This is a genomic window from Achromobacter pestifer, assembly GCF_902859625.1.
In the GTDB taxonomy this organism is placed as follows: Bacteria; Pseudomonadota; Gammaproteobacteria; order Burkholderiales; family Burkholderiaceae_B; genus Achromobacter; species Achromobacter pestifer.
The window spans coordinates 885,354-898,485 of the sequence record NZ_CADIJX010000001.1 but is presented as its reverse complement, the minus strand read 5'-3'; the positions used below and the strand labels follow the sequence as shown (position 1 = coordinate 898,485).

At 65.4% G+C, this 13,132-nt stretch carries 11 protein-coding genes; 6 read left to right on the top strand and 5 right to left on the bottom strand.

Annotated features, from left to right (window positions below; translation table 11 throughout):
- Positions 1-46: 46 nt before the first annotated feature.
- The 5 genes from HV753_RS03800 (at position 47) to HV753_RS03780 (ending at position 5,513) form a co-directional block, all read left to right on the top strand.
- Positions 47-2,626, top strand: coding sequence for a circularly permuted type 2 ATP-grasp protein (locus tag HV753_RS03800; protein WP_175173072.1), 2,580 nt, complete (start codon positions 47-49; stop codon positions 2,624-2,626).
- Positions 2,627-2,644: 18 nt separating this feature from the next.
- Positions 2,645-3,607 carry a transglutaminase family protein gene (locus HV753_RS03795; protein ID WP_175173071.1) on the top strand — a complete coding sequence of 321 codons (963 nt, stop codon included), beginning with the start codon at positions 2,645-2,647 and terminating at the stop codon, positions 3,605-3,607.
- The gene (locus HV753_RS03790) at positions 3,604-4,752 is read left to right on the top strand and encodes a zinc-binding metallopeptidase family protein (protein ID WP_175173070.1); all 1,149 of its coding nucleotides are present in this window, start codon (positions 3,604-3,606) and stop codon (positions 4,750-4,752) included. The genes HV753_RS03795 and HV753_RS03790 overlap by 4 nt, the downstream gene beginning before the upstream one ends.
- Positions 4,753-4,857: 105 nt before the next feature.
- Complete coding sequence (locus tag HV753_RS03785; RefSeq protein ID WP_175173069.1) at positions 4,858-5,148, top strand: type II toxin-antitoxin system ParD family antitoxin; 291 nt, start codon at positions 4,858-4,860, stop codon at positions 5,146-5,148.
- Positions 5,145-5,513, top strand: a complete 369-nt coding sequence (locus tag HV753_RS03780; protein ID WP_246288140.1) for a type II toxin-antitoxin system RelE/ParE family toxin — start codon at positions 5,145-5,147, stop codon at positions 5,511-5,513. The genes HV753_RS03785 and HV753_RS03780 overlap by 4 nt, the downstream gene beginning before the upstream one ends.
- A gap of 13 nt (positions 5,514-5,526) precedes the next feature.
- Here HV753_RS03780 and HV753_RS03775 read toward each other — a convergent pair whose 3' ends face one another.
- Entirely contained in the window at positions 5,527-6,471 is a 945-nt protein-coding gene (locus HV753_RS03775; RefSeq protein ID WP_175173068.1) for a LysR family transcriptional regulator, read from the bottom strand.
- A gap of 137 nt (positions 6,472-6,608) precedes the next feature.
- Here HV753_RS03775 and HV753_RS03770 point away from each other — a divergent pair, with 137 nt between their 5' ends.
- Entirely contained in the window at positions 6,609-8,300 is a 1,692-nt protein-coding gene (locus HV753_RS03770) for a thiamine pyrophosphate-dependent enzyme (RefSeq protein ID WP_175173067.1), read from the top strand.
- A 6-nt stretch (positions 8,301-8,306) separates the two neighbouring features.
- On the opposite strand, the gene HV753_RS03765 is transcribed toward HV753_RS03770, so the two are convergent.
- From HV753_RS03765 to HV753_RS03750, 4 genes are all read right to left on the bottom strand, one after another.
- Complete coding sequence (locus HV753_RS03765) at positions 8,307-9,071, bottom strand: class II aldolase/adducin family protein (protein ID WP_175173665.1); 765 nt, start codon at positions 9,069-9,071, stop codon at positions 8,307-8,309.
- 16 nt (positions 9,072-9,087) lie between these two features.
- On the bottom strand, positions 9,088-10,176 hold the full coding sequence (locus HV753_RS03760) for a Bug family tripartite tricarboxylate transporter substrate binding protein (protein ID WP_246288139.1): 1,089 nt from the start codon (positions 10,174-10,176) through the stop codon (positions 9,088-9,090).
- A gap of 199 nt (positions 10,177-10,375) precedes the next feature.
- Positions 10,376-11,875 (bottom strand): aldehyde dehydrogenase, encoded by a 1,500-nt coding sequence (locus HV753_RS03755; RefSeq protein ID WP_175173066.1) that lies wholly within the window; start codon positions 11,873-11,875, stop codon positions 10,376-10,378.
- Complete coding sequence (locus tag HV753_RS03750; protein WP_175173065.1) at positions 11,872-13,122, bottom strand: Zn-dependent hydrolase; 1,251 nt, start codon at positions 13,120-13,122, stop codon at positions 11,872-11,874. Before HV753_RS03750 ends, HV753_RS03755 begins: the two co-directional genes overlap by 4 nt.
- Positions 13,123-13,132: the final 10 nt, after the last annotated feature.

Genomic DNA, 13,132 nt, shown 5'->3' with positions numbered 1-13,132 from the left:
CTACCGCATGTTGAACCCCGGCGCACCCGCCGCCGATAAAGCCGCTATGCCGCAATTTCTTTTTCAGACGGACCCGTCGCAGGATGTCGCATCCCTGGCGGTTCATGCGGCGTTGCCCGCACGTCCCGGGCACTATGACGAGCTGCGCGCCACGGCGGATGCCTCGGGCGCGACGCGCTTGCGCGAACCCTGGCCCCGTTTCTTCGAGCTTCTAGGCACGGGCGGCTTTGCCGACCTGGATCGGCGCGTGGATGTGGTGGCCCGACAGATCCGCGAAAACGGCATCACCTACAACATCTACGCCGAGGCAAGCGGGTCGGCACGCCCGTGGTCGCTGGATTTGCTGCCTTTCGTCATCAACGATACGGACTGGGCGGCGATCGAACAGGGCCTGTGCCAACGCGCAACCTTGCTGAACCGGCTGCTGGGCGATGTCTATGGGCCGCAGACGCTGTTGGCCGACAGGCTGATTCCGCCCGCGCTGGTGCTGGGGCATCCCGGCTACCTGCGCCCGCTGCGCGGCTACGTGCCGCCGGGCGACACCTATCTGCACATTGCCGCGTTCGATCTGGCGCGCGCCAGCGACGGCGGCTGGTGGGTGGTGTCGCAGCGCACCCAGGCGCCATCCGGCCTGGGCTATCTGCTGGAAAACCGGCTGACGATCTCGGGCATGTTCCCCGAGGCGTTCAAGGAACTGCGGGTGCAGCATCTGGCCACCAGCTATCGCCGGCTGATGGACATGCTGTACAAGCTCAGCCCCGGCGGTCTGTCGGCGCACACGCCGCCCCGCATCGTGCTGCTGACGCCCGGCCCATACAACGAAACCTATTTTGAACAGACGTATCTGGCACGCTACCTGGGCATCACGCTGGTGGAAGGCGGCGATCTGGTCGTGCGCGACAAGCTGCTGTATCTGAAGACGCTGCATGGGCTGGAACGGGTGCATGCCGTGCTGCGCCGGCTGGACGACGATTTCTGCGATCCATTGGAGCTGCGCTCGGATTCCACGCTGGGCGTGCCCGGCCTGTTGCAGGTGATGCGCGCGGGCAACGTGCTGGTCGCCAATTCGCTGGGCACGAGCTTTCTGGAGTCTCCGGCCATCAACGGCTTCTTGCCGGCCATCAGCCGCCGCCTGCTGGACGCGGACCTGTTGCTGCCGTCACTGCCGTCGTGGTGGTGCGGCGAAGCGGCGGCGCGCGAACATGCACTGGCCAACCTGCCGCTGGCGGTGGTCAAGTCCACCTATTCGGGCAATCTGCGCGGCGGCTTCGAGCCCGTGATCGGGGGCGCGGTGGCGCCTTCCGAGCGCGATGTGTTGCAGGCGCGCATTGCCGAGAATCCCGACGCCTACACCATTCAGGAATACCTGCCGCTATCGCAGGCGCCCAGCTGGAGCGACGGCCACATCGTGCCGCGCGCGGCCATGCTGCGCGTGTTCGTCATCGCCGACGGCGAGGGCGGCTGGAACGTCCTGCCTGGCGGGCTGACCCGCATTGCCAGCCGCGAACAGCAGATCGTGTCGATGCAGCGCGGTGGCAGCAGCATGGACACCTGGGTCACGACGCGGGGCGCGGTCGACACGTTTTCGATGCTGCCCGAGCAACTGCGGCCCGAAGACATCGTGCCCGCGCGTCGGCCGGTGTCCAGCCGGGCTGCCGAAAACCTGTTCTGGATGGGGCGCTATACCGAACGCGCCGAAAACGACGTGCGGTTGGCCAATGTGGCGCTGACCTGGCTCAATAGCGACGAAGACAACGCCGGCGAGCTTTTCGCCGCCGTCGCCGCGCTATGCCGGCGTGGCGGCTTGGTGCCATCCGCGCCGACCCTGTCGGTGCGCATGTTTGAATCCACGCTGGTGGCAGAACTGGCGGGTGATGATGCGCAGGGCGGGGTGTCGCGCAACCTGGGCGCGCTGGCCTTTGCCGCCAGCCAGATCCGCGACCGCCTGTCGCCAGAGCACTGGCGCCTGGTCATGACCGCGAACGAACTGTTCATCCGCAAGGCCTCGCGGGGGAAAGACCGGGAGGCCGATGCGCCGATCACCGCGCCGGACGTGTTGCGCGGGCTGAAGCGTTTGGGCATGCAGTTGTCGGCCATCACGGGCTCGCAAACCGACCGCATGACGCGCGACGACGGCTGGCGGCTGCTGACCATCGGCCGGCAGATTGAACGCTTGTCCACCATGAGCGGGTTGCTGGGCGAGCTATTCCGCCGCAACGCCGTGTTGGGTGACAGCGGTTTCAACATCCTGCTGGACCTGTTCGACAGCAAGATCACGTACCGCGCCTATTATCCGGGCCGCCAGGAAGTGCCGGCCCTGCTGAATCTGCTGGTGCAGGAGCCCGCCAACCCACGGTCCATCGCGTGTGTGCTGAACGTGCTGCGCAAGGAAGTGGCGCGGCTGCCCGACACGGTGGCCGGACCCGCGACGGATCTGCTGGGCTTGTTGCCTGCCGACCAGACAGGCGTGGCGCTGACGACGTTGTGCCAACAGACTCAAGGCCTGTATGCGGGCGTCATGGCGCTGACTGAACAACTGGACACCGCCGCCAGCGCGCTTTCCAACGAGATCAGCCGCCGCTATTTCAGCCATGCGGCCGGTTACGACCAGACGCTGTCGGCGTAATCCACCTCACCACCTGCCATGACCTTGCTGCCCTCCGATTCCGAACCGCCCCAGGCCTGCGCATCTGGCGTGACGCTGGGTGTGGACCACGAGACCGCCTATCGCTACGACGCGCCGGTGGAACTGGCGCATCACCTGGGCTATTTGCGGCCGTTGAACGATGCCTGCCAGGTGGTCGAAGCCTATGCGTTGAACGTGACGCCCGCGCCGTCCGATCTGGCCGAGGCCGTGGACGGATTCGGCAATACACGCTGCACGTTCGCGTTGGTGGCGCCGCATGAGTCACTGACTGTGCGGGCGATCAGCACGGTGATCGTTCATCCCCGATTTGACGCATTGGATCCCGGGGCCGGCTTGCCCTGGGAGGAGGCAGTGCGCCGCCTGCGTTATGACGCGGCCTTGCCGTTCGCGCCGGAAGTCGAGTTCACCTTTCCGTCGCCCTATGTGCCGATGCACGCGGAGTTGCGGGAATACGCCTTGCTGTCGTTTACGCCCGAACGCCCCGTTGCCGAGGCGGCATTGGACCTGATGCACCGCATTCACCAGGACTTCAGCTATCGGCCCGCGCACACGCAGGTGTCCACGCCGATTCTGGAGGCTTTCCGGGACAGGGTGGGGGTGTGCCAGGATTTCGCCCACGTCATGATTGGCTGCCTGCGGGCCATCGGCCTGCCGGCGCGCTACGTCAGCGGATATCTGATGTCGCAGCCCCCGCCCGGACGCGCGCGGCTGATTGGCGCCGACGCCTCGCATGCATGGGTGTCGGTGCATTGCGCGGGCGTGCCCGTGAACGGCGGTTGGATCGACCTGGATCCCACCAATGACGTGGTGCCCGGCACCGCGCACGTCATTCTGGCCTATGGCCGGGATTACGGAGACGTCACGCCGCTGCGGGGCGTGATCCGAGGCGGTGGTCATGAACTTGAAGTGCGTGTCACCGTGGCGCCCATTGACGAATTTCCCACAGGAAGCGACGCATGAGCTATTTCGTCGACGCGATTCACCGGCAACTACGTGCTCCCAGGCGCCAGCGCGTGCGACATGCTCGCGCGAAGGCCTTTCAGTGCGTATGCGGGCAACCCATCTTTTTTTCCAACACGGAATGCCTGAACTGCCATCGGCAGTTGGGGTTCGATCCCAAGCGCGGCCACGTGCTGGCGCTGGACGAGGGCGCGGCGCCGGACACATGGCGCGAAGCCGGCAGGGCGCGCGGCAAGACGTACAAGCGCTGCGCCAACTACGCCATGCCGGCGTTGTGCAATTGGCTGTTGCCCGCGCATGCCCCAGACACGCTGTGCATTGCCTGCAACCTGAACCGCACGATTCCCGACTTGTCGGTGCCGGAGAATGGCCCGCTGTGGTTCAAGGTGGAGGCGGCCAAGCGCCAGATGATCGCCCAGTTGATGACGCTGGGGCTGCCATTGCGGCCTTCCGTGGCGCCTGATGACGGCGGGCTGGCATTCGACCTGCTGGCGCCCGTCGCCGATGGTGCGCCGCTTCTGACCGGGCATGCGCAGGGTCTGATCACCATCAACATCCTTGAGGCCGACGATGCCTACCGGGTGAAGGTGCGCGAGGACATGCGTGAACCCTACCGCACCTTGGTGGGCCATTTCCGGCACGAGGTCGGCCACTACTACTGGGATCAGCTGATTGCCGGCAGCCCTTGGCTGGAACCCTTTCGCCAGGTGTTTGGCGACGAGCAGATCGACTATGCGCAAGCATTGCAGCGCAACTACGAAGAAGGCCCGCCCGCGGACTGGGATCTGCACTACATCAGCACCTACGCATCCTGCCATCCCTGGGAAGACTGGGCCGAGACCTGGGCGCATTATCTGCACATGATGGATACGCTGGACACCGCCATCAGCTTTGGCGTGACGCGAATGGCGGTAGAGCAGTCCTATGAACCCTTCACGGTGGAATCGCTGTACGACCCCCAGGATCCGGACGGCCAGGCGTTTCTGGATCTGGTCAACGCCTGGGTTGCGCTGACCGGCGTCTTGAATGAACTATCGCGCAGCATGGGGCAGCGGGATTTCTACCCGTTCGTGCTGCCGGCCGAGGTGGTCGGCAAGTTGCAGTTCGTGCATCGGGTGGTGGCGGGGGCGAGTCGTTCCTCATAAATGGGGTCGGATTAAAATGCGACCTAGTGGCGGCCCGCCGAAGTGTTGGCATAATATGCCAATGGCGATTAGATCCGTTGCCAAGCCATTTCAGGAGCCGAATCCATGCCTACGCGCAATGTGGTTCTCAGTGAACATCAGCATGATTTTGTCGAGACGCTGGTGCAATCGGGGCGCTATCAGAACGCCAGCGAAGTGCTGCGCGAGGGGCTGCGCTTGATTGAGCAGCGCGAACGGTTAGACGCTGCCAAGCTTGATGCGCTACGAGCCTCGGCCAATCAGGGATGGGCCGATCTTGAGCGTGGCGGCTATACCGAGGTTTCCGAAGACCAGCTCCAGGACTTTATCGGAACGCTTGGCGCGCAAGCGGCTGATCGGGCAAAGAAAGGGCCGTGATCACACGTTACAGGCTCTCGGCTACGGCACAGGCTGATATTGTCGACATTCTGGCCTGGACACATGCGCAATTTGGAGAAGCGGCTGGTGAGCGCTACGAAGCATTGCTGGTGGCCGCGTTGCGTGACATCTCGATGCAGCCGGATCGAGCCGGCAGCATTGAACGTCCGGAACTTGGGGATGGTGTTCGTAGCTGGCATCTACGCTTTAGCCGGGAACGAGCGCGCCTGAAATCTGGCATCGTGCGCCAACCGCGCCACTTCGTTATCTATCGGATAGCGGGCGCTGTCGTCTTGGTGGGGCGCGTACTGCATGATGCGATGGAACTGGCACGGCACATGGATACCCGAGAACCCTGGAAATAGCATGAATGCGGTACTAATCACCCACCATCCGCATCCCCGCCCGATACGGCTCGGTGGCCGTCATTTCCCCCAGCACTTCACGCAATATTCCCTGCACGATCTTCACCGCCTGGGTCAGTGGCCGGCTTGAGGCCGTGGCAAGCATCAGGCGGGTCGACAGGCCGGGGTCGACGATGCGGCGTGCGATCAATTGGCCGGCGGCCACTTCCTTGATGACGGCGGGCAGGCCGAGCACGGTGTGCGCCAGGCCCTCGACCACGATTTCCTTCATCAGCTCCAGCGCATCGATTTCAAACGTGACGTTCAGCGGCATGTCCGCCTGCGTGGCGGCGTGCTCCAGCGTGCGGCGCAGGCCGTGGTTGCGGGTGGGCAGCACCAGCGCAAGGTCGCGCAGTTGCGCGAAGGCGATTGTCGGCATGGCGCGGGCGGCGGGCGACAGGCTTTGCGGCGGCGACACCAGGGCCAGATCCAGTTCGGCCAGCGGATCCACCGCGATATGTTGCGAACGCCGGGCGTCATGCAGCACCGCGATGTCCACGCGGGCGTTGGTCAGCCATTCCAGCACGTAGCCGCTGTAGCCGGTGATGATGTTGAGTTGAATGCGCGGATGACGCTTCCAGACTTCGGCCACCAGCCGCGTGCCGACCATGTGGCTCAGCGTGGGGGTCAGGCCCAGCGTGACCTGGCCCGACGGAGACTTCTGGTCGTTGTGGAATTCGGTGACCACATGGTCCATCTGCCGCAGCAGCGGACGCAGGCGGTCCAGCAGCTTTTCGCCGTCGGGCGTCAAGGACACGCCGCGCCCATTGCGATAGAGCAGGGCGCAGCCGCATTCGTCTTCCAGCTTCCTGACCTGGCGGCCCAGCGCCGATTGGGCGATACCCAGCACGGACGCGGCTTTTGAAAAGCTGCCCTGATCGGCCACGTGGATCAGGTTTTCGATCTTGCGTAAGTCCATCCCGGGTCTGTGGCGGGCGTGTGCGCCGCTGTCTCTAGTGTGCGTTTCTTGTATATCTGATTGCCAGAGTATGCCTAGTTGGCCCAGGCTTGCCAATCTAGAATTTCCGCGACTCAATCCTCAATTCCATGGCTTCCATGACCGTATCCGCTGATCCGAACACATCCGCCCATGCCTTGCTGAAGGTGTTTGCCGCCAATGGCATTGACCGCGTTTTCGTGGTGCCGGGGGAAAGCTATCTGGGCGTGCTGGACGCGCTGCATGACTTTCCGCAGATCGATGTGGTGACGTGCCGGCACGAAAGTGGCGCGGCGTTCATGGCGGGCGCGGACGCCAGACTGACGGGGCGCCCAGGCGTGGTGATGGTGTCGCGCGGCCCCGGAGCCACCAATGCGTCCATTGGCGTGCACGCGGCGCAGCAGGACGGCGTGCCGATGATCCTGCTGATCGGGCAGGTGCCCAAGCAGGACGTACGCAAGGAAGCATTCCAAGAAATCGATTATCAGAAGATGTTTGGTTCCATGGCCAAGTGGGTGGCGGAGGTTGGCACGGCCGAGGAACTGGCCACGGCCGCCTTCAAGGCGATCCGCGTGGCAACGTCCGGCACGCCGGGCCCGGTGGTGCTGGTCGTGCCCGAGGACGTGCAACAGGCATCCGTGGCGCAACCCGATTGGGTTGCCGTGCCCGACAGCCCGGCCCAGCCTGCGCCCGCCACGCTGGACCGCATTCAGGGGCTGCTGGCACAGGCGCATCGCCCGTTGATCATTGCGGGTGGCGCGTTCAACCGGCCGGGCGGGCGCGAGGCATTGCGGCGGCTGGCTGAACGCCACACGATTCCCGTTGCCGTGTCGTTCCGGCAGCACGATATCTTCCCCAATACGCATGCCCTCTATGCGGGCGATCTGGACTTGGCGACGCCAGCCGCGCAGGTGGCGGCGTTCAATTCCAGTGATCTGATCCTGGCCCTGGGCACGCGCCTGGGCGACATCACGACGCAGGGCTACACCTTTCCCTGCCATCCCAAGCCGTCGCAGGCCTTGGTGCATTGCCTTGCGGACCCGCACATCGTGAACCAGCATTTCGCCGCGGACGTCGGTCTGGTGGCCGACCCGGCGGCGACGGCGCACGCGCTGGCCAACCTGCCCGCGACGGGGCAGGGGCTGGCGCGGGACGATTGGGCTGCCTCGCTGCGCGCCATTCAACAGCGCACGGCGGCGTGGCCCGAGCCCGTCGGCGATGACGGCGTGCCCTTTGTGTCGGTGGTGCGCGCGCTGGCGGCGCAGGCGCCCAACGATGTCGCGCTGTGCCTGGACGCCGGCACCTTTGCCGCGCCCGTATACCGGCACTTCCCGTTCGTGTATCCGCAAAGGCTGATGGCATCGCAATCGGGGGCGATGGGCTACGGCACGCCGGCAGCCATCGCCACCCAGTTGCGCCATCCGGATCGCAAGGTGGTGTGCCTGGTGGGCGACGGCGGGTTCCTGATGACGGGCAACGAAATGGCGGCCGCCGCCGAACGCGGGCTGCCGGTGTTGTTCATCGTGTCGAACAACAATTGCTATGGATCGATCCGGCTGCATCAGGCGCGCACGTATCCGGGCCGGTATGTCGGCACGAGTCTGTCCAGCCCGGACTTCACGATGATGGCGCGGGCCTTCGGCGTGCAAGCCGAATACGTGACGCAAGCGGCTCAGCTGGATGCCGCCATTGCGCGCGGCCTGGCCGCCGACCGGCCGTATCTGCTTGAGGTAAAGACCAGTCTGGCGGCGATTCTTCCTGCGGGCGTGAGCCACGCGGCAGGCGTGGACCTGCTGCCGCGCGGCGAATAGCCGCCGTCATTGCCGGTAGCTGGCGTCCTTGCGGTCCATCAAGCGCAGCATGGCGGGCCATTCGAGTTCACCGAAGGGGCGGCGTGTGGTGGGCTGATACAGATGCCAGGTTCTTTCGATGACTTCCGCGGGCGGCAGGCAGAGTTCGCGGTTGGCGCTTAGTGCATCCACCTGTGCCTTGCACGCCATCTCCAGCCAATACAACGTGTTGAATGCCTGCGCGACGGTCAGCCCGACGGCCAGCAGGCCGTGGTTGCGCAGGATCATCGCCTCGGAGGCGCCCAGATCCGCCACCAGGCGTTCGCGTTCGCTCAGGTCGATGGCGACGCTTTCGTAGTCGTGATACGGGATCTTGGCAAATCGCATGGCGGTCTGCGTCAGCGGCAGCAGACCGCACTGCAAGGCCGACACGGCCATGCCGGCGCGCGTGTGCGTGTGGATCACGCACCCTACGTCGGTGCGCGCCCCGTGCACGGCGCTGTGGATCACGTAGCCGGCGGCGTTGATGCCAAGGCCAGACGAGGATGGCCCGATGATATTGCCCGCCAGATCGATCTTGACCAGGCTGGATGCGGTGATCTCGTCATACATCATGCCGTAGGGATTGATCAGCAAGTGATCTTCCGTGCCGGGGATGCGCGCGGTGATGTGGTTGTAGATCAGGTCGCTCATGCCGAAGTGCGCCACCAGCCGGTAGCAAGCGGCCAGTTGGACGCGGGTGTCCCATTCCTGCGGGCTCAAGTCGGAACTCATGTCGGGGTTGGCGTGCATCGTCGTGGTGTCCTGTTCAGTCGGTGGCTTTGACATTGAAATCGCGGACGATGGCGCCCCACGAGTCGTATTCCGTCTTCATCATGGCGCCGAAGGCGGCGGGCGTCGGCGTGGTGCGGACCTGGGCGCCCAGGTCTCCCAGTTTGTCGCGCACGGTGGTATCCGCCAGCACGGCGTTCATCTCGCGGGACAGGCGGTCCTGGATGGCAGGCGGGATGCCGGCAGGCGCGATCAGACCCAGCCATGCGCCCATGTCGAAACCGGGATAGCCTTGTTCAGCCACGGTTTTCACATCGGGAAGCATGGCGACGCGCTCAGGCGTGCTGACGGCCAGCGCCTTGAGCCGCCCGGATTTCACCATGGCCAGCGACGACACCATTGTGTCGAACGTGGCGGTGGTGCGGCCGCCGACGATATCGGTCTGCGCCTGGCTGCTGCCCTTGTAAGGCACATGGACCATGCTGGCGCCAGCCTTGGACAACAGCACTGCCGTCACCAGATGGCTGGTCGTGCCGATGCCGGTGGTGGCGTAGGTCAGCTGATTGGGCCTGGCCTTGGCCGCCGCCAGGAACTCCTTCAGATCGTGGGCGGGATTGTCGGCGCTGACGACGAACAGGTAGGGCAGCCAGGTGATCAAGCCGATGGGCGCAAAGTCCTTGCGGGCGTCGTAGTTCAGGTTGGGATAGACATGCGGGTTGATCGCCTGCGGGGCGGATGCGCCGATCATCAGCGTGTAGCCATCCGGCTTGGCGCGCGCGCCCAGGCCGGCGGCAATCGAACCGCCTGCGCCGGGCTTGTTTTCAACGATGAATTGCTGGCCCATGCGCTGGGCCAGCCGTTCGGCCAGCATCCGGGCCACGGTGTCGGTGGCCGTGCCGGGTGGAAAGCCAACCAGGATGGTGACGGGTTTGGACGGGTAGGGTCCGTCTTGGGCGTGGGCCGCGCCGCCCAAGGCCCATAGCGGTGCAGCCAAGGCCAGCGTCAAGCCGGCCGTCAGGGCATGCCTGCGGGGAAAGGTGGGGGTGACTGTCGTGTCTGTTGTTGCTGCCTTTGCTGCCGTCATCCGGACAGGTTGAGCCCTGCCTCGCCGTATCGCGTCGCGCATCGTTGTCTCCAGTCATGGTTCTGATGGCGGGCGTGCGCTGGCGCCGGCCCGCATCGGGGCCGGCTCCTCTTCCTGCTCCGATGCCGATCAAGGTGGCATAAGGGGCGGACGGGTTCAATGGCCTGGGCGGCCAAGCAGATAGCGCGAAACGGCATGGGCAAGGCAGCCGCCACGCTAAGGCGGCCCGCGGCCACGGGCCTTATACGGTCAGGCTGATCCAGGTGGTCTTCAGGTCGGAATACTTGTCCAGCGCGTGCAGGGACTTGTCGCGGCCAAAACCGGATTGCTTGACGCCGCCGAAGGGCACCGTGATGTCGCCGTCGGCATAGCAGTTGATCCAGACCAGACCGGCGCGCAAGCGGCGCGACAAGCGATGCGCGCGCGACAGGTTCGACGTCCACAAGCCGGCGCCCAGGCCATAGACCGAATCGTTGGCCAGGCGGACGGCTTCGTCTTCGTCGCCAAAGCGTTGGGCGGCCAGCACCGGGCCGAAGATCTCTTCACGGACCAGGGAATTGTCCTGGCTGGCGCAATCGAAGATGGTCGGTTCGATGTAATAGCCGCCTGTCGCGTGGCGCGCTTGCTTGCCGCCCACGCGCAGGCTGGCGCCTTCCGACTGGCCCGCGGCGATACGGGCCAGCACGCCCTGCATCTGGCGTTCGTCGACCATGGCGCCCATGGCAGTGGCGGGGTCCAGCGGGTCGCCGGGTTGCAGACTGACGGCGAAGGCGGCGACCTTTTCCATGAAGGCGTCGTAGATGCCGTCCTGCACATACAGCCGGGAACCCGCGATGCAGACTTCGCCCTGGTTCGAGAAAATGGCCAGCGCGGCGGCCTGCGCGGCACGGTCCAGATCGGGGCAGTCGTCGAACACGATATGGGGCGACTTGCCGCCGCATTCCAGCCACACGCGCTTCAGGTTGGATTGTCCGGAATACGTCATGAAGCGCTTGCCGGTGGCGGTGGATCCCGTGAAGGCCACGCAGTCCACATCGGGATGCAGGCCCAGCGCCTGCCCGGCGACCGCGCCCAGGCCGGGCACGACATTGAAGACGCCTGCCGGGATGCCGGCTTCCTCGGCCAGCGCCGCCAGCCGGATCGAGGACAGCGAGGCCTGTTCGGCCGGCTTCAGAATGACGCTGTTGCCTGCCGCCAACGCGGGCGCGACCTTCCACGCCGCCATCATCAGCGGGTAGTTCCACGGCACCACGGCCGCCACCACGCCCAGCGCTTCTCGGGTGATGGTGGCCAGCGCATCGGGTCCGGTCGGCGCGATCTCGTCGTAAATCTTGTCGATGGCTTCGGCGTACCAGGCGTAGCAGCGGGCGGTTTCCGGCACGTCGAAGGCCAGCGCATCGCGAATGGGCTTGCCCATGTCCAGCGTTTCCAGCAGCGCCAGTTCCTCGGTGTGCTGGTTGATCAGGGCGGCCAGGCGCAGCAGGCGTTCCTTGCGCTGACGCGGCGCCAGCTGGCTCCAGACGCCGGCCTCGAAGGCGCGGCGTGCCGCTTGCACGGCGCGGTCCACGTCAGCCTGGCCGCAGGCGGCCACATTGGCCAGTTCGCGGCCGTCCACGGGGCTGAATGCGGTGAAGGTTGCGCCGTCGGCGGCATCGCAATAGGCGCCGTCGATGTAGGCCCGGCCGTTGAATTCCTGGGCGGTGGCACGCGCGTGCCAATAGGCGGAATCGTGTTGGCTCATGCAGATGTCCCCAGTTGGTTGGCGCGCGCGACCATGGCGTCCAGCAGCACATTGCAGCCGGCTTCCAGGTCCGTGGGCTTGGCGTCTTCGATTTCGTTGTGGCTCACGCCGTCCTTGCACGGTACGAAGATCATGGCGGTGGGCGTGACGCTGGCCATGTAGACCGCGTCGTGGCCGGCGCCGGTCACGATGTCCATGGCGGCCAGTCCGCGACGGGCGGCGCCGTCGCGTACCTTGCCAACCAGGTCCAGGTCGAACGGGGTCGGCGGGAAGTACTGCACCTGCTTCACGTCCACTGTCACCCCGTGACGCGCGGCGACTTCCGTGCAGGTGGCCAGCCAGCGCGCATCCATCTGCGTCAACGTGGCTTCGTCTTCATGGCGCAGGTCCACCGTGAAGCGCACCTGGCCGGGGATGACATTGCGTGAACCGGGATGCGCATGGATCTCGCCCACCGTGCCCCGGCCGTGGGGCTGATGGTCGTTGGCGATGCCCACGACCGCTTGCAGCAGGAAGGTGGCGGCATACAGCGCATCCTTGCGGATGGGCATCGGCGTGGGGCCGGCGTGCATTTCCATGCCGGTCACCACCACGTCGTACCAGCGCACGCCCAATGATCCCGTCACCACGCCGACCACTTTGTCTTCGTGTTCCAGGATCGGGCCTTGTTCGATGTGCGCCTCGAAGTACGCGCCCACCGGGCGTCCGCCGACAGGATCGGGCCCGGCGTAGCCGATGGCGGCCAGTTCATCGGCTACCGATTTGCCGTCGTGATCGCGGGCGTTCAGCGCCACTTCAAGCGGGAATTTTCCGGCGAACACGCCGGACCCCATCATGACGGGCAGAAAGCGCGAGCCTTCCTCGTTGGTCCAGATGGCCACTTCCAGCGGCGCCTCGGTGACAACGCCGTGATCGTTCAAGCTGCGCATGACTTCCAGCCCGGCCAGCACGCCGTAGCATCCATCGAACTTGCCGCCGGTGGGCTGGGTGTCGATGTGGCTGCCCGTCATGATGGGGGGCAGATCGTTGTTGCGGCCGTTGCGGCGGGCGAAGATATTGCCCACCTGATCCACGCGCAGCGTCATGCCCGCGTCACGCATCCAGCCCGTGACCAGATCGCGGCCCTGGCCGTCCAGCGCGGTCAGTGCCAGGCGGCAGTTGCCGCCTTTGGGCGTGGCGCCAATCTGCGCCAGATCCATCAGCGACTGCCATAGCCGCTGCCCATTGATTGAAATCGTCGTTGTCATCGGTTCAGTC